This window comes from Stenotrophomonas maltophilia R551-3, assembly GCF_000020665.1.
Lineage (GTDB): Bacteria > Pseudomonadota > Gammaproteobacteria > Xanthomonadales > Xanthomonadaceae > Stenotrophomonas > Stenotrophomonas maltophilia_L.
On record NC_011071.1, the window covers coordinates 1,384,369 to 1,403,023 of the forward strand.

Annotated in this window: 16 protein-coding genes; 10 read left to right on the forward strand and 6 right to left on the reverse strand. The window is 67.8% G+C overall.

The features are described from left to right. Nucleotides 1–408: 408 nt before the first annotated feature. Nucleotides 409–900, reverse strand: coding sequence for a methylated-DNA--[protein]-cysteine S-methyltransferase (locus SMAL_RS06250; RefSeq protein ID WP_012510484.1), 492 nt, complete (start codon nucleotides 898–900; stop codon nucleotides 409–411). Then, nucleotides 897–2,375, reverse strand: a complete 1,479-nt coding sequence (locus SMAL_RS06255) for an AlkA N-terminal domain-containing protein (protein WP_012510485.1) — start codon at nucleotides 2,373–2,375, stop codon at nucleotides 897–899. The genes SMAL_RS06250 and SMAL_RS06255 overlap by 4 nt, the downstream gene beginning before the upstream one ends. A 438-nt stretch (nucleotides 2,376–2,813) precedes the next feature. Between SMAL_RS06255 and SMAL_RS06260 the strand changes: the two genes are divergently transcribed. The 4 genes from SMAL_RS06260 to ubiM all read left to right on the forward strand — a co-directional run bounded on the left by SMAL_RS06260 (nucleotide 2,814) and on the right by ubiM (nucleotide 6,241). Next, nucleotides 2,814–3,977, forward strand: coding sequence for a COG3904 family protein (locus SMAL_RS06260; RefSeq protein WP_012510486.1), 1,164 nt, complete (start codon nucleotides 2,814–2,816; stop codon nucleotides 3,975–3,977). Nucleotides 3,978–4,035: 58 nt separating this feature from the next. Then, nucleotides 4,036–4,581, forward strand: a complete 546-nt coding sequence (locus SMAL_RS06265) for a DUF4019 domain-containing protein (RefSeq protein WP_012510487.1) — start codon at nucleotides 4,036–4,038, stop codon at nucleotides 4,579–4,581. Nucleotides 4,582–4,592: 11 nt separating this feature from the next. Continuing rightward, nucleotides 4,593–4,982 carry an MAPEG family protein gene (locus SMAL_RS06270; RefSeq protein ID WP_004150677.1) on the forward strand — a complete coding sequence of 130 codons (390 nt, stop codon included), beginning with the start codon at nucleotides 4,593–4,595 and terminating at the stop codon, nucleotides 4,980–4,982. Between the two features lie 80 nt (nucleotides 4,983–5,062). Further along, entirely contained in the window at nucleotides 5,063–6,241 is a 1,179-nt protein-coding gene (gene ubiM / locus SMAL_RS06275; RefSeq protein ID WP_004150679.1) for a 5-demethoxyubiquinol-8 5-hydroxylase UbiM, read from the forward strand. A gap of 25 nt (nucleotides 6,242–6,266) precedes the next feature. Here ubiM and SMAL_RS06280 read toward each other — a convergent pair whose 3' ends face one another. After that, nucleotides 6,267–6,488 (reverse strand): RNA-binding S4 domain-containing protein, encoded by a 222-nt coding sequence (locus SMAL_RS06280; RefSeq protein ID WP_004150681.1) that lies wholly within the window; start codon nucleotides 6,486–6,488, stop codon nucleotides 6,267–6,269. Nucleotides 6,489–6,753: 265 nt separating this feature from the next. On the opposite strand from SMAL_RS06280, the gene SMAL_RS06285 reads away from it, so the two are divergent. The 6 genes from SMAL_RS06285 to SMAL_RS06310 all read left to right on the forward strand — a co-directional run bounded on the left by SMAL_RS06285 (nucleotide 6,754) and on the right by SMAL_RS06310 (nucleotide 16,372). After that, nucleotides 6,754–8,694, forward strand: coding sequence for a DEAD/DEAH box helicase (locus SMAL_RS06285; protein ID WP_004150682.1), 1,941 nt, complete (start codon nucleotides 6,754–6,756; stop codon nucleotides 8,692–8,694). Between the two features lie 227 nt (nucleotides 8,695–8,921). Then, nucleotides 8,922–11,345 carry a putative bifunctional diguanylate cyclase/phosphodiesterase gene (locus SMAL_RS06290; protein WP_012510488.1) on the forward strand — a complete coding sequence of 808 codons (2,424 nt, stop codon included), beginning with the start codon at nucleotides 8,922–8,924 and terminating at the stop codon, nucleotides 11,343–11,345. 109 nt (nucleotides 11,346–11,454) lie between these two features. Further along, nucleotides 11,455–13,119 (forward strand): sensor domain-containing diguanylate cyclase, encoded by a 1,665-nt coding sequence (locus SMAL_RS06295; RefSeq protein ID WP_012510489.1) that lies wholly within the window; start codon nucleotides 11,455–11,457, stop codon nucleotides 13,117–13,119. A gap of 34 nt (nucleotides 13,120–13,153) precedes the next feature. Next, nucleotides 13,154–13,876 carry a pseudouridine synthase gene (locus SMAL_RS06300; RefSeq protein ID WP_012510490.1) on the forward strand — a complete coding sequence of 241 codons (723 nt, stop codon included), beginning with the start codon at nucleotides 13,154–13,156 and terminating at the stop codon, nucleotides 13,874–13,876. A gap of 144 nt (nucleotides 13,877–14,020) precedes the next feature. Beyond that, entirely contained in the window at nucleotides 14,021–15,091 is a 1,071-nt protein-coding gene (locus SMAL_RS06305) for a sensor domain-containing diguanylate cyclase (protein ID WP_004150736.1), read from the forward strand. Between the two features lie 120 nt (nucleotides 15,092–15,211). Beyond that, entirely contained in the window at nucleotides 15,212–16,372 is a 1,161-nt protein-coding gene (locus SMAL_RS06310; protein ID WP_012510491.1) for an AAA family ATPase, read from the forward strand. A 30-nt stretch (nucleotides 16,373–16,402) separates the two neighbouring features. On the opposite strand, the gene SMAL_RS06315 is transcribed toward SMAL_RS06310, so the two are convergent. Genes SMAL_RS06315 through SMAL_RS06325 form a run of 3 tightly spaced genes read right to left on the reverse strand, consistent with a single transcriptional unit; the run spans nucleotide 16,403 to nucleotide 18,651 of the window. Further along, a complete protein-coding gene (locus SMAL_RS06315; RefSeq protein ID WP_004150740.1) occupies nucleotides 16,403–17,350 on the reverse strand; it encodes a DMT family transporter in 948 nt (315 codons plus the stop codon). A 45-nt stretch (nucleotides 17,351–17,395) separates the two neighbouring features. Further along, the gene (locus tag SMAL_RS06320; protein ID WP_012510492.1) at nucleotides 17,396–18,208 is read right to left on the reverse strand and encodes a DUF72 domain-containing protein; all 813 of its coding nucleotides are present in this window, start codon (nucleotides 18,206–18,208) and stop codon (nucleotides 17,396–17,398) included. After that, nucleotides 18,208–18,651: a VOC family protein gene (locus SMAL_RS06325; protein ID WP_012510493.1), complete on the reverse strand. Its 444-nt coding sequence runs from the start codon at nucleotides 18,649–18,651 to the stop codon at nucleotides 18,208–18,210. Before SMAL_RS06325 ends, SMAL_RS06320 begins: the two co-directional genes overlap by 1 nt. Nucleotides 18,652–18,655: the final 4 nt, after the last annotated feature.

The window sequence follows — 18,655 nt, forward strand, 5'->3', positions numbered from 1 at the left end:
CGCGCCCAAGACACGGCGCGCTATCGCGCGCCGTGTCCGCGCATTTTTCCTTATCCCCGCGCCTTTCGGCGCGCCCCCTTCAACAAGAAGGGGGCTTTTCCCCAGGCATGTTCCCGATGCTTCCATCCCCGCATGGCGTGGATCTGCCGTGTCGACCAAGGTCGGCACCTACCCACAGCCGCGCGTACCAATAATCGCCGTTACCAGCAGCCGCGTGAACCTGTCGAAGGCGGGGCGGTGTCGGATTGCGGGGTGTCCGCGGCATGGATGCCGCGGCCAAGCCTACAAGGACGTACTTGCGGCGTCCCCGCAATCCGACACCGCCCCGCCAACCCACGGATAGCCCGCTTTTGACGTTGACGGTGATTCGGCGGGTGCAGGGCGCAGCCCTGCCGGAAAACCTGCCCCTCAGGCGAACAGCGGGGCCTGGCGTTGTTCCAGTCGCAGCAGTGCGGCCTTGGTTTCCAGGCCGCCACCGAAGCCGGTCAGTGCCCCGTTGCTGCCGATTACACGATGGCAGGGCAGGATGATCGGCAGCGGATTGCGCCCATTGGCAGCGCCGACGGCGCGGGTCGCACTGGGTTGGCCCAGATGCTGCGCCAGCTGCAGGTAGCTCCAGGTCTGGCCGAACGGGATCAGAGCCAGCGCCTGCCACACGCGCAGCTGGAACGGCGTGCCGCGTGGCGCAAGCTCAAGGTCAAAGCTGCTGCGTTCGCCGTGCAGGAACTGCAACAGCTGCTCGCGTGCTTCCGGCAGCGCATCCGGCGCGTAGTGCCAGTCGTCGCGCCCGCGTGCCGGGTGGCGGTTTTCCGGGAACAGCACGTGGGACAGGCCACGCTCGTCACCGGCGATGGTCAGCACGCCGATCGGGCTGTCGAAACGGTCGAACAACAAGGTCATGTCGGTTCTCCAACGAAAGTGCCGGACAGGTGCCAAAGATGCAGCACGGCATAGGCGCGCCAAGGGCGCCACGGTTGCGAGCGTGCTTCGGTGGCACGTTCGCTCAGGCGCTGGCCCTGTGCATGGCCGAGCACCTGCTGCAGTACCAGGTCGCCGGCGGGGAAAGCATCGGGCTGGCCGAGCCCGCGCAGGGCGATGTACTGCGCGGTCCACGGACCGATGCCGGGTAGTGCCACGCAGCGGGAAACGAACTCTTCCAGCGCCTGGCCCGGGCCGAAGTCGAGCGCGCCACTGGCACAGGCGGCGGCAAGCGCACGCACGGTGGCGGCGCGGCTGCGTGGCAGGCCGATCGATTCCAGTGGCGCTTCTGCCAGCAGCTCGGGGGCCGGGAACTGGCGATCGAATTCCGGCGGCATGCCCGGCAGGTGTGCGCCATAGGCATCCACCAGCCGCCGCGCGAAGGTGGTGGCCGCGGCCACGCTGACCTGCTGTCCGAGCACGGCGCGTACGCCCACCTCGAAGCCATCCCAGCCGCCGGGGACGCGCAGCCCGGGGCGCTCGGCGATGCCACGCGCCAGCAAGGGTTCCTCATCCAGTGCGGCGTGGACCTGCTGCAGGTCGGCATCCAGATCGAATACGCGACGCACACGGCGGACGATGTCGGGGATCAGGCGCGGATCGACCGCGCCCAGCTGCAGGCGCAGTTCCGGGCGCTTCGGGTCGGCGGTGACGCGCAGCAGGGTGGGGCGCTCCGGCGTGCCGAGCACGCGCTGGTAGCTGTCTTCGCCGATCAGCTCGATGCCGGGCAGGCTGCGCTTGCGCAGGAAGGCCAGCATGCGTGGGAAATCCAGTGGTGGCCGGTATGCCAGACGCAGTACCAGGCAGCCATCGTCGGCGGCCAGCGGCTGGTGCTGGCGACGCAGTGCCGTCGGTGCCATGCCACAGCCCTGCAGGAAGGCGGTATTGAAACGGCGCAGGCTGTTGTAGCCGGCGGCCAGCGCGACGTCGGTCACCGGCAGCGTGGTCTCGGTCAGCAGCTGCTTGGCCAGCAGCAGGCGATGGGTGGCGTGGATCTGCCCTGGCGTTGCGCCCAGATGTTCGACGAACAGGCGCTGCAGCTGGCGCGCGCTGAGTCCGATCTTCTCTGCGAGGTCGGCTACCGGCTGTTCCTGCAGGAAGCCACCATGGATCAGGGCCAGTGCGCGCTGCACGGTCTGCCCGGCCAGTGCCTGCTGCGCCTGCGGTGCCAGCTCGGGGCGGCAGCGCAGGCACGGGCGGTAACCGGCTGCCGCGGCAGCGGCCGCAGTCGGGTAGTAAGTGATGTTGCGCGGCTTCGGCGGCGGTGCCGGGCACATGGGGCGGCAATAGATGCCGGTGCTGCGCACGGCGGTGAAGAACACGCCGTCGAAGCGTGCGTCGCGGGCCAGGCGGGCGCGGTCGCAGGCGGCGGTGTCGAGGGCGAGGGCGGTGTCCATGACGCCAGTCTAGGCGTGTGCGGGCGGCGATACTCGCCGGATTCGGACATGGATGCTGGAGGGGGTTCTGGCAGGGCTTGCAGCCCTGCACCCGCAACGTCACCGTCACCGTCAACGTCTCAATCAAAAGCTGGCAGTCCGTGGGATGGCGGGGCGGTGTGGGCTGTCAGGACACGCCGTAAACCCGTCCATGGGGGCTCGATGGCGCCATCCATGGCGCCAACGGTCCTGTCAGCCCACACCGCCCCACCTCTGACAGTTGGTCGCTGCAGTTGGTGGGTGCCGACCGTTGGTCGGCACGCTTTTGCTGTTGGTAGGTGTCGACCTTGGTCGGCACGCTTTTTTCCCAAGGGTCAGAAGGGGTTCAGTGCCACGCGCTGAATGCGCGCCCTGGACGGGTAGACTGTGGCTCTTGCTCCCATGAATCCCGGTTGCCCGATGTCCGCCAAATTCCGCTGGTTGCCCCTGTTGTGCCTGGCCCTGGCGGGCTGCAGTCAGCTGGAGAATCCGGGCAATGTGACCGCTGCCGACAAGGCGGCGCGGGCGCCGGCCAGCGATGGCGAGAACATGGTGTCGATCAATGCGGCTGACGCACCGCCACCGCCGGCGCCGCCGCGCAGCCGGGCGGATCGGCCGTGGCCGCAGGCGCAGTTGGAGAATGGCCGCGCCTGGGTCAGCTGCAGTACCGAGTACGCCGGTGAGGCGGGCGATGGCGTCGAGCTGGAGGGCCTGCAGCGCGAGCAGATAGCCCAGGCCCTGGCGCCGTGTGCCGAGCGTGGTCTGATGCGGGTGCGTTACGCCGGCAAGATCAATCCGGGCTTCGCCGAAATGATGTGGCGACTTGCCGTGGTCGCCGATGAACAGAAGATCCACAAGCGCATCCTTGACCTGGACTCCAGTGGTGGCCAGGTCGAATCGGCGATCGTCGCCGGTGACAGCATCGGTGAATCAGGCTGGACCATCTGGGTGCGCGAAGGCTCGATCTGCCACAGCGCCTGCGTGTTCGTGCTGGCCGCCGGTGACAACCGGTTGCTGTCAGGCAAGGTCGGCATCCACCGCATGATGCGCATCAGTTCCAAGGCGACCTCGCGCGCTGAGCTCAACCGCGAGCTGCACGAGGTCTACGACAACGTGAAGGACTATCTGCAGCGCAACGGCGTGGCGGTGGGCGTGGCCGATCTGATGATGACGGTGCCCAATCGCAGCCTGCGCCTGCTGACGCCGGACGAACTGCGCCAGTACGGCCTGGACGGCACCAACGCGGTGCAGGACGACCTGGAGCGGATCAAGCAGATGCGTGCCTGTGGTGACGACTTCGTGCAGCGCAAGGATGCGTTCCTGATCGCCTTCGACCAGCAGTGCAAGCACGAAGGCGCCGACATGGAATCGATCAACAGCTGCGGCCAGGCGTTGAAGCAGCGCTTCGGCTTCCCCGATGCGGTGTGCCCGGAAGAAAGCCCGCTGTCGGAGATCGATGTAGCAACGCTGCCGCCTGCGCCTTCGGAGCCACCGCCGGTGGCCGAACAGGCACCGGTGAACACTGCCGCGCCCGCTGCACAGGTCGATGCAGCAGTGGTGGAAGGCAACGCCCCGGCACGCTGACGGCGTAGTCACTGCGCTGGCGTAGACTGCGGTTCTTTCCCGAGAACCGGCGGTGTCCATGAAGCGCGTGCTCCTGCTGCTGTCCTTGCTGCCCTTGATTGCACTGGCGCAGGCGCCTGCACCCGTCACGCCCGCCCCGGCGCCCGCCCGCCCGGCACCCACGTCGCCAGCAGCAGCAAAACCGGCCACGGCCGGCGCGCCGGCGCTGACCGCCGCGCAGCAGGCCCAGGTGCAGAAACAGGACGCGGAAATGGGCGCGGCCGCAGTGAAGGCTGCGCAGCTGGTCGATGCCAACCGCGCCGGCGAATTGTGGGATGGCGCTTCGGCCGTCGCGCGCCGCGCAGTACCGAAGGCGGCCTTCGTCAGCCAGCTGACCAGCGAGCGTGCGCGGCTGGGCGCCCTGGCTGGCCGCGGCCAGCCGACCATCACCCGGGTCAAGTACAACGCCGGTGCTGCGGTGCCCGAAGGCCTGTACATCAACGTCAGCTTCCCGACCCGTTTCGCCAACAGCGCACAACCGGTGCGCGAACTGGTGTCGTTCCGTTTCGACGAGGACCAGGTGTGGCGTTTGGCCGGCTACAGCCTGCGCGCGTCCGGGCCCTGAGGAGATAGACCATGGCAACCGAACTGACAATGCTGGCCTGGGCGATGCTGCTGGGCTTTGTCTACATCTTCGCTACCTCCACCGTGGTCACCCGCGAGCGCGGGATGAAGTGGAATGCCTCGGCGCGTGATGGCGAAGCCAGGCCACTCAGCCCGCTGGCCGGTCGCCTGCAGCGGGCCCAGGCCAACTTCCTGGAGACCTTCCCGTTCTTCGCCGCTGCTGCGATCGCAGTGGTGGTGGCTGGGCGCGGCAACGACACCACCGCATTGGCGGCGCAGGCTTACTTCTGGGCACGGGTGGTCTATCTGCCGTTGTATGCCGCAGGCGTGCCGTACGTGCGCAGCCTGGTCTGGCTGGTGTCGCTGTTGTCGATCCTGGCCCTGGTGTTCGCGCTGCTGTGATCGCGGCCTGATCCAGATCAAGGCCGCTCGGGTCCGCAGCGCTATGCTGGCGGCGACTGAATCAACGGCAGGAGGCGCGCATGCGCAGGATGGACGTGGTGGTGGTCGGCGCCGGACCGGCGGGTCTGTGCTTCGCGCGTGCGCTGGCCGGTAGCGGCCTGCAGGTCGGCATGGTCGAAGTGCAGCCGCGCCAGGCACTGGCCGAGGCTGCCTTCGATGGCCGTGAGATCGCGTTGACCCATGCCTCAAGGCAGAGCATGGAACAGCTGGGCCTGTGGCAACGCCTGCCGGACGCCGAAGTCGCCGAATTGCGCGATGCCAAGGTGATGAACGGCGGCTCGCCGTTCGCGCTGACCTTCGCCAGCGGCCAGGTCGATGGCCAGCCGCTGGGCTGGCTGGTACCCAACCATCTGATCCGCCGCGCCGCATGGGATGCCGTGCAGGACCAGGATGGACTGGAACTGTTCGACGGGCGCAAGGTGCAGAGCGTGCAGGCCGATGCGCAGGGCCATGTGGTCACGCTGGACGACGGCAGCACGCTGCACGCGCGCCTGCTGGTGGCCGCCGACAGCCGCTTCTCCGCAACCCGCCGCATGCTCGGCATCGGTGCGCAGATGCGCGACTTCGGCAAGTCGATGCTGGTGTGCCGCATGCAGGTCGAGCGCGATCATCACCACACTGCCTGGGAATGGTTCGGCTACGGCCGCACCATGGCGCTGCTGCCGCTCAACGAGGGCCAAGCGTCTGCGGTGATCACCTTGCCGCCGCGCCAGATTGAAGAACTGCTGGCGATGGATGAGGTGGCCTTCGGTGAGGCCATCAGCGGTTGCTTCGAGCACCGCCTGGGCCGCATGCAGCCGGTGGCGACGCCGCAGGCGTATCCGCTGGTCGGCGTCTATGCGCACCGTTTTGTCGGCGAGCGTTCGGCGTTGATCGGCGATGCCGCGGTGGGCATGCATCCGGTCACCGCCCATGGCTTCAATCTGGGCCTGGCCAGCGCGCAGCGGCTGGCGCAGGGCATCGTCGAACAGCAGCGTCGCGGTGCCGATATCGCCGCCGCCGGCATGCTGGCCAGCTACCAGCGCGGTCATCGGCTGGCATCGCGGCCACTGTACGAGGCCACCAACGCGATCGCCAGCCTGTATACCGACGATCGCCGCCCGGCGCGGCTGCTGCGCGCGGCCGGCCTGCGTCTGGCACAGGGCGTGGCACCGTTCAGGCAGTTGATCGCCTCACACCTGACCCAGCGCGTGGCCTGAACCGGTTCAGATCAGGCCGTTCACATCAGCCGGCGGCCAGCACGCGGATCTGGCTGTCGGCGAATTCAACCACCTGGCCTGCGCGGATCTTGCAGGCCTTGCGCAGCTCGACCTCGCCGTCGACCAGCACCTGGCCGTCGCTGATGACCATCTTGGCCTCGCCGCCGCTGGTGACCAGGTCGGCCAGCTTGAGCAGCTGCTTGAGCTCGACGTAGTCGCCGTCGAGGTCGAATTCGAGAATCTGCATGGAACGGGTTTCCTGGGAAGGGGCGCCGGATTCTGGCCGGGCCGGGAGAGGGCGCGTATTGTGCGCCAGCACGGGGCATGACGGCACACGCACGGCAACCTGTATGCATGGTTCAGGATCAATGCGGTATGATTCCGCTCTGAGCGAGTGAAATCTCCTCCAACCGAGCAGCGCCAGGGCACGCGATAAGAAGGGCGCCCAAAGCGCGGACCATCACCTTTTTTATCGCACTGCCAGGAAGACGGCAGTGTCTTCGGAGTTCCCCATGTCCCAAGAATCCCAAGCGCAGCTGCAGTTCGCGCAGCTCGGCCTGTCCGAGTCTGTCATGCAGGCGGTCACCGCCATCGGCTACGAAACCCCGTCGCCGATCCAGGCTGCCACCATTCCGGCGATGCTGGAAGGCCGTGACGTGCTGGGCCAGGCCCAGACCGGTACCGGCAAGACCGCCGCCTTTGCGCTGCCGGTACTGTCCAACATCGACCTGCAGCAGATCAAGCCGCAGGCGCTGGTGCTGGCCCCGACCCGCGAGCTGGCCATCCAGGTCGCCGAGGCGTTCCAGTCCTATTCCTCGAAGATCCCCGGCTTCCGCGTGCTGCCGGTGTACGGCGGCCAGCCGTACGGCCAGCAGCTGTCGGCGCTGCGTCGCGGCGTGCACATCGTGGTCGGTACCCCCGGCCGCGTCATCGACCACCTGGATCGCAGCACGCTGGACCTGTCCGAGCTGAAGACGCTGGTGCTGGACGAAGCCGACGAAATGCTGCGCATGGGCTTCATCGACGACGTCGAAGCCGTGCTGAAGAAGCTGCCGGCCAAGCGCCAGGTCGCCCTGTTCTCGGCCACGATGCCGCCGCAGATCCGCCGCATCGCGCAGACCTACCTGCAGGACCCGGTGGAAGTGACCATCGCGGCCAAGACCACCACCTCGGCCAACATCCGCCAGCGCTACTGGTGGGTGAGCGGCATGCACAAGCTGGACGCGCTGACCCGCATCCTGGAAGTCGAGCCGTTCGACGCGATGATCATTTTCGCGCGCACCAAGGCCGGTACCGAGGAACTGGCCAGCAAGCTGCAGGCCCGTGGCCTGGCCGCTGCCGCCATCAACGGTGACATGCAGCAGGCGCAGCGTGAGCGCACCATCGCCATGCTGAAGGAAGGCAAGCTGGATATCCTGGTCGCCACCGACGTGGCTGCCCGCGGCCTGGACGTGGAACGCATCAGCCACGTGCTGAACTACGACATCCCGTACGACACCGAAAGCTACGTGCACCGCATCGGCCGTACTGGCCGTGCCGGCCGCAGCGGCGAGGCGATCCTGTTCGCCACCCCGCGCGAGAAGGGCATGCTGCGCCAGATCGAGCGTGCTACCCGCCAGCCGATCGAAGAAATGCAGCTGCCGAGCGTGGAAGCGGTCAACGACAACCGCATCAACAAGTTCACCTCGCGCATCACCGAGACCCTCGGCCAGGGCGGCCTGGACTTCTACCGCCAGCTGTTGGAACGCTTCGAGACCGAGCAGAACGTGCCGGCCATCGAAGTGGCTGCTGCGCTGGCGAAGATGATGCAGGGCGATACCCCGTTCCTGCTGCAGCCGCCGGTGCGTGCACCGCGCGAAGAACGTGCGCCGCGTGAGCGTTTCGAGCGCACTGAGCGCCCGGAACGTGGCGATCGCAACGAGCGTGGTCCGCGCTTCGAGCGTGGCCCGCGTCGTGACGATGCCGAGGGTGGCTTCGAGCAGCGCCCGCGCCGTGATGTGCCGCCGCGCGGTGCACCGGAGCAGGGCATGGAGACCTACCGCATTTCGGTCGGCCACCAGCACGGCGTGAAGCCGGCCAACATCGTCGGCGCCATCGCCAACGAGGCCGGCCTGGAAAGCCGTTTCATCGGCCGCATCGACATTCACGATGACTTCTCGCTGCTGGACCTGCCGGCGCAGATGCCGTCGGACGTGCTGACCCACCTGCAGAAGGTGTGGGTCTCCGGCCAGCAGCTGCAGATGCGTCCGCTGGCGGCTGGTGAAGAGATCAACCCGGCGCCGCGTCCGTTCAAGCCGCGCTTCGACAAGCGTGGTCCGGGTGGTCCGGGTGGCCCGCGCCGCAGTGGCCCGGGTGGCCCTGGTGGCGACCGCGGTGGTGACCGCGGTGGTGACCGCGACAGCCGCCCGCCGCGTCGTGACGGCTTCAAGCCGCGCGGCCCGCGCAGCTACTAAGCCCCACCTGCGGTCCTGAACAACGCCAGCCTCCGGGCTGGCGTTGTCCGTTGTGGGCCCGGAAAAGGGGACGGAGGGGATTAAGTCGTTTATGCCCGGCAGTGCGCTTATGCCGAAAACGACTTAATCCCCTCCGTCCCCTTTTCGCATGGCAAACACATTGGCGGTCATAGGCTGGCTCGGTTCCAAGGGAGGTTGTCACCGCAGCACATTCGGGGGGATCCGGGATGGGTAGGAGTGGCACGGACCAACACAGCCGGCGGGTGCCGATGACCCGTGGGCTGGGACTGCGATTTGCGTTGCTGACGGGCATGGCGATCGGGCTGGTCGCCTTGTCCGCCCTGATCCAGGAGCTGCAGGCGGCGTCCACGGCCTGGATTGCCGGGCAGGGCTACTGGTCGCGGGGGCAGCAGGATGCGACCGCTGCGCTCAGCCGCTATCTGGCGCGCGGCGACGCACAGGACCTGGACGATGCGCGGCAGGCGCTGCAGGTGCCCTTGGGCGACCTGCAGGGGCGGCTGGCACTGGAGCAGGCTGAACCCGATGAGTCACGGGCCCGGCAGGGCTTCCTGCAGGGCGGCAATGCCCGTGCCGATGTACCGCGGTTGGTGTTCTCGTTCCGCTATGCGCGCGATCTGGGCGCTTTCCGCGAAGCAACCGCGCTGTGGCGGCAGACCGATGGCGACCTGATGGCGGTGCAGAATCTGGTCGCGGAGCTGCAGCGACGGCATGCCGGAGGCAGCTTGCCGGTGGCCGATCGCGATCGCTACCTGCAGCAGCTGCGGGATCTTGATCGACGCCTGCAGGTACAGGCGCAGGCGTTCTCGCAGGCGCTGCTGCGGATGGCCACGATGGTGCGGGTGGCGACGCTGATGGTCGGCGGCCTGTCGGTACTGGCGATCAGCCTGATGGCGGTGGCCCTGGCGCGTCGCGTCGGCAAGGACCTGACCGAGCACGAGAGCCGCTTCCGAGCCGCGTTCTACCAGGCCAACGTCGGCATGCTCAAGCTCGACACCGATGGCAAGGTGATGGAAGCCAACCAGGCGATGGCCGATATCCTCGACTATCGCCGCGACGTGCTGCTGCAGATGTCACTGGGTGATCTGCTGATGGAGGGCGAACTGGTCATCGATGGCGTGGGCCGCATCGACTGGGACCGGCAGCTGCGACCGAGCGAGCTGCGCTTCTGCCGCCGCGATGGCAGCCTGGTCTGGGGGCGCTGGAGTGGTACCGGCGTGCGCAGTGCCGGTGGTGGGCTGTCGGTGTTTGCGATCATCGAGGACGTCAGCCAGAACCATGCACTGGCGCGCGAGATCGAGCATCACGCCAGCCACGATCCGTTGACAGGTCTGATCAACCGCCGCGAGATCGAGCGGCTGCTGGAACGTTCGCTGCTGCAGGTGCGCAGCGAGGGCGGCACGCATTCGCTGTGCTACATCAACCTGGATCACTTCAAGCTGGTCAACGACAGTTTCGGCCACGCTGCCGGTGACCAGATGCTGCGCAGTTTCGCCGACTACCTGGTGGCAGCGGTGCGTGATGGCGACTGGGTGGGCCGGCTCGGTGCCGACGAATTTGCGGTGTTCCTCGCCCATGCCGGGCAGGACGAGGCCAAGCGGGTACTGCAACGGGTAATCCGCAACCTGGGCCAGGCCACGTTCCCGATCAGCGAGGGCAGCCCGCAGTTGAGCTGCAGCATCGGCGTGGTCGAGGTCAATGCCGAGGCGCCGGACGCGAACTGGTTGATGAGCGCCGCCGACAGCGCCTGCTATGCGGCCAAGCAGGCCGGCCGCAACCGTGTGCACTGCTTCAACGAGAACCGCCTGGCGCTGGAGGAGCGGCGCCAGGAAGCCGAGCGCCTGCAGGGCGTCAGCCTGGCGATGGCCGAGAACCGCATGCTGTTGTATGCACAACGCATCGCCCGGGTGGGGGATCCGTCCTACCTGCACTACGAAGTGCTGGTGCGCATGCGTGGTACCGATGGCAGCCTGCACCTGCCCGGCCAGTTCATGCCGGCCGTGGAGCGCTATGGCATGGCGGTGGCGCTGGACCGGCACGTGCTGGGGCTGCTGTTTCGCCACCTGCAGGTCTGCCCGGCACACGTGCGCCAGCTGGGGCTGTGCAACGTCAATGTGTCTGCGCAGTCGATCGCCGAGCCCGGCTTCCTTGCCTTCGTCTGCGATCTGCTCGAGCGCAACCGCGCGCTGGCCTCGAAGCTGTGTTTCGAGATCACCGAGACCGCGGCGATCAGCAACCTCAGCCAGGCCCGCGCTTTCATCGATGCGGTGAAGGCACGCGGCTGCCGGATGGCATTGGACGATTTCGGCTCTGGCCTGTCCTCGTTCGGCTACCTGCGCCAATTGCCGGCCGACATCCTGAAGATCGACGGCACCTTCGTGCGTGACATGGATACCGACCCGATCAGCCACGCCACCGTGCGTGCGATCAGCGAGCTCGGCCGCGAGCTGCAGATGGAGGTGGTGGCCGAATGGGTGGAGACCGCCGAGGTGGCCGCCGCGCTGACCCGGCTCGGCGTGCAGGGGCTGCAGGGGTATGCGATCGAGCGACCGCAGCCGCTGGAACGGATGACCCTGAGTGACCTGAGGCCGGTGCGCCTGGTGGCGGTGAAGGGGCCTCCGGCCGCTGGCTGAACGGCCGGTGGCGACTTTGGTCTACACATGCGCTGCGCGCCCGGCTGCGATAATGCGCGCCAGGGGCGACGCGCAGTGGGCGCGGACGTAAGCAGGAACAGGATGTGGCGTGGGCGTCAGGCAGTGGCGGTACGAAACAGGGACGCTGCTGGTCGTCCTGCTGATGGGAGTGCTGTTTCCCGATCCGGCGCACGCGCGCATGGCCGAGGCCGGCCGGGATTTCCTGCTGGTTGGTGCACCTACGGATGAACCGACGCCGCATCGTGGCTGCACGCCCGCGATGCTGGCCGGGCCACGCGAGCAGGTAGAGGTATCGGCGCCTCCCGGGGGCTGGTCGGGGCAACCCCAGGCCCTGGATGTGTTCAACGTGTTCGCTGGCGAAGTCCGCGTACAGCATGGCGACCGCGAGATCTGCGGCAACATGCACGATGCACGCACCCGTGATTCGCGCTTCCGTGCCGGCATCGGCCTGGTGGCGGTGCCGGCGGCTGGCAGCCATGAGCCGTTCCTGGTGTCGTGGCAGGCGCCGCTGAAGGCGCGCTGGGTGCCGACGTTGCGGCTGGGTGCGCCCAGTCCGGTCCAGCAGAACGATACCGCCCGCCTGCTGGTGCGCGCGGCGTGCATCGCGGTGGCGATCGCGCTGGCGCTGTCGGCATTGATGGCTTACCTGACCACCCGTGACCGCAGCTTCCTGGTCTACATCGGCGCGACGTTCGTGGTGGTGTTGTGGCAGGCGATTCTTGGCGGCTTGAGCGGCTACCCCGAACCCTGGCTGCCGGTGGGGGAGCGCGGCGCATGGTGGCTGCTGGCGCTGACCGCTGCGACCCAGGCGCTGGTACTGCCTGCTCTGTGGCGCCTCAACGGCGGGGACCGCCTGCTGCCACGCTCGCGGCCGGCACAGCAGGGCGTGCTCTGGGGCCTGCTGGGGCTGGCCGCGCTGGTGCCGTGGCTGCGCTGGGAAACCCTGGCGCTGGTCGCGGAGGGCCTGCAGCTGAGCTTCATCCTCGGTTGCCTGCTGTCACTGGCCGCCGGCATACGGGCGTGGTTGCGTGGTGACTGCTGGGCGCTGGCAGGCCTGGCGGCGCTGGTGCCGCTGCTGGTGATGATCGCCGCCGATGCCAGCAGTGCGGGGTGGCTGCTGGAATACCGGGTGGAAGCGCTGCAGCTGTCGGTGACCTGGCTGCTGATGATGGCCGCCTATGCCATGAACCAGCGGCTGGGCCGACTGCGCCAGCAGCGCGATGAACTGCGCCAGCTGGCCGAAACCGATGGCCTGACCGGGCTACCCAACCGCAGGGCCGGCCTGCAGCAGCTGGCCCGTCACCTGGCGCAGGTCGACCGTGAGCGCGGCCCGCTGGTGATCGGTTTCCTGGACATCGACCTGTTCAAGGACATCAACGACCGCCATGGCCACGCGGTGGGCGACCAGGTGCTGGTGGCGGTAGCGCGAGCCCTGCGCACGGCAGTCCGCAGCCAGGACGAAGTGGTGCGGATGGGCGGCGAGGAGTTCCTGCTGCTGATGCCGGGCATGCCGCGCGAAACGGCGTCGGCCCGGCTGGATCGGCTGCGCCAGCGCATCATCGAGGCCGGCCAGGCATTGCAGGTCCCTGGGCTGGAGGTCACAGCCAGCATCGGGCTGGCACAGTGGCGGCCGGGCGAGGATGATCTGGCCGCGCTGCTACGCCGGGCCGACCATGCCATGTACGTGGCCAAGCGGGCGGGCCGCAACCGGGTCTTCGATGGTGAAGAACTCGATCCACCCGTGCCGGAATGAAGCGCAGCGGGCGGCGATGCCGGATAATGGGCCGATGACCACCCGACTCAACAAACATATCGCCGACACCGGCTTCTGCTCCCGCCGCGAGGCCGATCGCCTGATCGCCGCCCGCCGGGTCACCGTCAACGGCCACCCGGCCGGTACCGGCGCGGTGGTGGGCGAAGAAGACCAGGTGCTGGTCGACGGCCAGCCGCTGCGCGCGCGCGTTGCACGCAAGCCCGGTACCCGCCGCCACGTCTACATCGCGCTGAACAAGCCGGTGGGCGTGACCTGCACCACCGAAACCTCGGTCAAGGGCAACATCGTCGACTTCGTTGGCCATGAGCAGCGCATCTTCCCGATCGGCCGCCTCGACAAGGAGTCGGAAGGGTTGATCCTGATGACCAGCAACGGCGACATCGTCAACCAGATCCTGCGCGCCGAGAATGGCCACCAGAAGGAGTACCTGGTAGCGGTGAACAAGCCGGTCACCGACGAATTCCTGCGTGGCATGGCCCGCGGCGTGCGCATCCACGACCAGATGACGCTGCCGTGCAAGACCTCGCGCATCGCCAAGTTCGGTTTCCGCATCACCCTGCAGCAGGGCCTGAACCGGCAGATCCGCCTGATGGCTGCCGAGTTCGGCTATCGCGTGACCCAGCTGCGCCGCGTGCGCATCGACAACATCAAGATCGGCGCGCTGAAGCCGGGCCAGTGGCGCAACCTGACCGAGCAGGAACTGCAGGGCCTGCTGCCGAAGCAGCTGGACTGGTAACGCGAGGTAGTGCCGGCCGCTGGCCGGCTGCACCAGGCATCGGATGAGCGCGGGGTGCCGGCCAGCGGCCGGCACTCCCCGTTGTGCGGATTGCGGACCGGCATCGGCTAGACTCCGCAGTGACCTGCCGGAACGTGACGCTGCATGATCAAGCCCGACAAGCCTGCCAACGAAGCCCTTCGGCTCGAGGCGCTGTACCGCTACCGGATCCTGGATTCGCAGCGTGAGAAATCCTTCGACGACCTGGTCGCGATCGCCAAGGCGGTCTGTGGCACGTCGATGGCGGCGGTGACCCTGATCGATGTGGAACGGCAGTGGTTCAAGTCGATCCAGGGCATCGACGCGGCGGAGAACCTGCGCAGCGATTCGATGTGTGGCCACGCCATCCTGCAACCGCAGGAAATCATGGTGGTGGAGGACGCGTTGCAGGACGTCCGCTTCCATGACAACCCGGTGGTGACCGGCGACCCGCACATCCGCTTCTATGCCGGCGCGCCGCTGATCAGTTCCGATGGCCTGCCACTGGGCACGCTGTGCGTGTTCGATGCGCATCCGCAGCACCTGCCCAGCGACAAGGCCGAGGCGCTGGCGGCATTGTCGCGGCAGGTGATGCTGGTGATGGAGCTGCGCCGTTTCGCGCTCGACATCCAGAAGCACATGCTGGAACGTGATGATTACGAGCGCCTGCTGTCGGAATACCAGGACGTGCTGCTTGCACAGAATGCCGACCTGGCCGAGCAGAGCCGTACCGATGCGCTGACCGGCCTGCCCAATCGCCGCGCGATGGCGGCGGCGCTGGAAGAGGCGGTTGCGGTGGTGGATGATCAACCCGGCGTCGCCTGCGTTGCGCTGCTCGACATCGATCATTTCAAGCACATCAACGATTTCCAGGGCCACGCCACCGGTGACCGGGTGCTGGCCGAGCTGGGTGTGCTGCTGCGCTCGCACTTCGCCGGCCGCGGCATGGCTGCGCGCTACGGCGGCGAGGAGTTCGTGGCGGTGATGCCGTCGACCGACCTGCACACGGCCGAACTGCAGTGCGAGTTCCTGCGCCTGGCGGTGGCCGACCTGCCGCTTGGATTCCCGGTCACGGTCAGCATCGGTGTTGCCCAGCACCAGCCGGGTGAAAGTGTGGATGACACGCTGGCCCGCGCCGACAAGGCGCTGTACCGGGCCAAGGGCAATGGCCGCAACCGGGTGGAACGGGCGGGCTGAAGCCCCTCAGGTAGATCCACGCCACGCGTGGATGAAATATCCATTCGAACGCCATGCGCGTCGCATTCCCTGCGATCCACGTGCTGCACCATGCCGTTCCTGTTCCCACGGACGCCGACCATGCTGCAGACCCTGGCCATCGCCCACTACCGCTCGTTGCACGGGTTGGTGCTGCCGCTGCAGCAGCTGAACGTGGTCACCGGCGACAATGGCAGCGGCAAATCCAGCCTGTACCGCGCGCTGCGCCTGCTGGCGGAGACCGCGCAGGGCGGCGTCGCGGCGGTGCTGGCCCGTGAAGGCGGCCTCGCTTCGGCGCTGTGGGCGGGCCCGGAAAAAATAGATCGACGGGTCACTGCCGGCGAGATTCCATTGCAAGGCGGCCCACGCCAGGAATCGGTGGGACTGAAGCTTGGCTTCACTACTGACGAATTCGGCTATGCCATCGATCTGGGCTACCCGCCACCGAGCCGCTCCGCGTTCGCACTGGACCCGCAGATCAAGGCCGAGGCGATCTGGGCCGGGCCGTTCCTGCGCAGTGCCAACCTGCTGGTCGACCGCCGTGGTGCAATGGTGCGGCAACGCCATGCGCATGGCTGGGATCTGGTTGACGAACACGTGTCACTGTTCGACAGCCTGTTCACCCAGGTCGGCGATCCGCAGCGCATGCCGGAGACCATCGCCCTGCGCGAGTACATCCGCCGCTGGCGCTTCTACGATCATTTCCGCAGTGATGCCGACGCACCGGCGCGACAGCCGGCGATGGCCACACGCACGCCGGTGCTGCATCACGACGGCCGCGATCTGGCCGCAGCGTGGGTGACCATTCTCGAGATCGGCGATCCGGGCGCACTGGCACGCAGCGTGGACGATGCTTTCCCGGGTGCCACGGTCAGCTTCGAGCCGCTGGATGGCCGGCTGGGCCTGCGCTTCCACCAACCCGGCCTGCTGCGGCCGTTGTCGATGGCCGAGCTGTCCGACGGCACGCTGCGCTTCCTGCTGTTGGCCGCTGCGCTGCACACGCCGCGCCCGCCGCCGCTGTTGGTGCTCAACGAGCCGGAGACCAGCCTGCATCCCGATCTCCTGCCGGCGCTGGCGCGGCTTATCATCGCCGCCAGCACACGCAGCCAGGTATGGGTGGTGTCACACGCCAGCCGCCTGATCGCGGCGCTGGAACAGGCACCCGGATGCCACTCGCTGCACCTGCAGAAGGAACAGGGACGCACGCTGTTGAGTGGGCAGGGCCTGCTGGATGCACCGGCATGGCATTGGCCGCAGCGCTGACAAGGCGATTCGCACCCTGCGCGGATACGCTCAGTCGGCGATGTTGCGTGCTTCCGACGTACCGAGAATCTCCGGGTGCTGCACCGGCTTGCGGCGGTTCAACAACGGGTGCAGGAACACGGCACCGACGATGATCGCCACGCCCAGATAGAACCACGGGGTCACTTCGTGCTGCTCGCGCAGCAGCACCACTGCCAGCAGTACGGCGTAGACCGGCTCCAGGTTGGTCACCAGCTGCACGGTGTAGGCGCTTAGGTGACGCAGTGCGACCAGCGCCAGCGCGAACGGCAGCAGCGTGCAGAACCCGGCCAGCACCAACAGCAGGATGCCGTCGTGCAGGTCGGGCACCACCCACAGCGGGCTGGCCAGCGCCGGCAGCAGGTAGGGCATCAGCGGCGCCAGCAGGGTCAGGGTGAGGGTACCTGCACCCAGTTCCAGTGCCGTGACCGTAAGCGGATCGGCGTGGCTGACCATGCGCTTGTTGAGCGAGCCGAACACCGCCACCAGCAGCGCCGAGATCGCACCGATCAGCACACCCAGGCGCATGCCATCGGGCACGCCCCCGACCACCAGTGCAACACCCGGCAGCACGGCCAGGCCGAACGCCAGTTCACGCAGCTGGAACGGCCGCTTGGCCACCCAGGGTTCGATGATCGAGGTGAACACCGGGGCCAGCGCGATGCAGGTGGCGGCCACCGAAGCGTTGGCCAGTTTCACCGCGCCATAGAAGGTCAACCAGTGCAGGGCGACCAGCGCGCCGATGCCGGCGTAGCCCGCCACCACGCGCAGAGGCAGGGTACGCAACCCGCGCCAGACCCGCGGCAGCAGGGCCAGCATCGCTGTCACCAGCAGCATGCGCCACCAGACCAGCGGCAGCGCGGGCAGAGTGATCAGCTTGCCGAGGATGGCAGTGACGCCCCACAGCAGGACACAGAAGTGGATCTGCCACAGCGCTTTGCGGGTGTCGGGTGTGCTCATCCGCCTATTGTGAGGCAAGGCGGCGCCCGTCGCGCATCGGTCGTGCTATGCGCCGCCGTCCACGTGCCGCTGCAGCGCCATTGCCGCCGCCGGATTGCGAGCTTTGGCGGCGCCTATGCACAGCAGGTAGACCTCGCGCGGTATTTCCGTGGCTGCCGTGGCGAGGCAGGGCAGGTCGGCCACCGGCTCGCCGCGTGACCAGCGTCGTGCGCGCTCCGCCCAGCGCTGCTGCACCGGGGCCGGCAGGCCCTCGTTCAAGCGTGCCTGGCTGCGCTTGATCCGCGCGTAGACGAAGCCGGCACTGACATCGCCGTGTAGTGGCGCCTCGTCGCTGTCCTCGATCACCAGCGCCACGCCATGGCGGCGCGCGGCGGCGACCAGTGCCGGGCCATGTGCCTCGGCGTTGCGGACCTCCAGCGCATGCTGCAGCGGCACGCCGTCCAATTGCTTCGGCAGCTGTGCCATCAGTGCGTCCAGCGCTTCGGCATCGGCCGGATGGCGTGGGTCGAACTGCCACAGCAAGGGGCCGAGCCGGTCACCCAGCGCGAGCGCCGCCTGCAGGAACGGCGTTGCAGCCTCCACAGTGCTGGACAGGTCGCGGCGCTGCACCAGGTAGCGTGGCGCCTTCATCGAAAAACGGAAGCCGTCCGGCGTCTGCGCCGCCCATTGCGCGCACTGGGCGGCAGTGGGCGTGCGGTAGAAGGTGCCGTTGATCTCGATGCAGCGCAGCGCGCGGCTGGCATGGGCCAGTTCCTCGCGTTGCGGCAGGCCCGGCGGATAGAACATGCCACCGCGCCATTCGGGAAACACCCAGCCACCGATACCGCAGCGGATCGCGGCCTGCGTCGTTGCGGCCATCACTGGCCGTGGTCCGCGCGCCACGGATCGTAGCTGCCGAACCACCACATGTAACCTTCCGGGTCGGCACAGGCGTAGCCACGGCCACCGTAGTCCTGGTCGGCAATGTCGATGACGATGCGGGCACCGGCAGCCTTGGCCCGCGCATAGTGCGCATCGGCATCGGTGACGATCACGCAGGCGCTCTGCGTCTGGCGGCCGCCGACCTCGTCCGGCATCACCGCCAGCTTGGACCATTCGCCGCTACTGCTGCTCGAGCCGAGCATGATCATGCCGTTGCCGTATGTCAGCTGCGCATGGAACACCGTATCGCCGTCGGCATACACCGCCTGGACGTGAAAACCGAAGGCGCGTTGCAACCACTCGATGGCGGCCTGCGCGTCGCGGTAGCGCAGGCACGGAATGATGGTCGACCCGTTGCTCGGTTGTCCGTTCTCGCCCATGACA

Excerpts from the sequence above, each read along its gene's own strand:
- SMAL_RS06250 (WP_012510484.1), bottom strand. The coding sequence starts at position 900 with ATGACCTTGTTGTTCGACCGTTTCGACAGCCCGATCGGCGTGCTGACC.
- SMAL_RS06255 (WP_012510485.1), bottom strand. The coding sequence starts at position 2,375 with ATGGACACCGCCCTCGCCCTCGACACCGCCGCCTGCGACCGCGCCCGC.
- SMAL_RS06260 (WP_012510486.1), top strand. The coding sequence starts at position 2,814 with ATGTCCGCCAAATTCCGCTGGTTGCCCCTGTTGTGCCTGGCCCTGGCG.
- SMAL_RS06265 (WP_012510487.1), top strand. The coding sequence starts at position 4,036 with ATGAAGCGCGTGCTCCTGCTGCTGTCCTTGCTGCCCTTGATTGCACTG.
- SMAL_RS06270 (WP_004150677.1), top strand. The coding sequence starts at position 4,593 with ATGGCAACCGAACTGACAATGCTGGCCTGGGCGATGCTGCTGGGCTTT.
- ubiM (WP_004150679.1), top strand. The coding sequence starts at position 5,063 with ATGCGCAGGATGGACGTGGTGGTGGTCGGCGCCGGACCGGCGGGTCTG.
- SMAL_RS06280 (WP_004150681.1), bottom strand. The coding sequence starts at position 6,488 with ATGCAGATTCTCGAATTCGACCTCGACGGCGACTACGTCGAGCTCAAG.
- SMAL_RS06285 (WP_004150682.1), top strand. The coding sequence starts at position 6,754 with ATGTCCCAAGAATCCCAAGCGCAGCTGCAGTTCGCGCAGCTCGGCCTG.
- SMAL_RS06290 (WP_012510488.1), top strand. The coding sequence starts at position 8,922 with ATGGGTAGGAGTGGCACGGACCAACACAGCCGGCGGGTGCCGATGACC.
- SMAL_RS06300 (WP_012510490.1), top strand. The coding sequence starts at position 13,154 with ATGACCACCCGACTCAACAAACATATCGCCGACACCGGCTTCTGCTCC.
- SMAL_RS06305 (WP_004150736.1), top strand. The coding sequence starts at position 14,021 with ATGATCAAGCCCGACAAGCCTGCCAACGAAGCCCTTCGGCTCGAGGCG.
- SMAL_RS06310 (WP_012510491.1), top strand. The coding sequence starts at position 15,212 with ATGCTGCAGACCCTGGCCATCGCCCACTACCGCTCGTTGCACGGGTTG.
- SMAL_RS06315 (WP_004150740.1), bottom strand. The coding sequence starts at position 17,350 with ATGAGCACACCCGACACCCGCAAAGCGCTGTGGCAGATCCACTTCTGT.
- SMAL_RS06320 (WP_012510492.1), bottom strand. The coding sequence starts at position 18,208 with ATGGCCGCAACGACGCAGGCCGCGATCCGCTGCGGTATCGGTGGCTGG.
- SMAL_RS06325 (WP_012510493.1), bottom strand. The coding sequence starts at position 18,651 with ATGGGCGAGAACGGACAACCGAGCAACGGGTCGACCATCATTCCGTGC.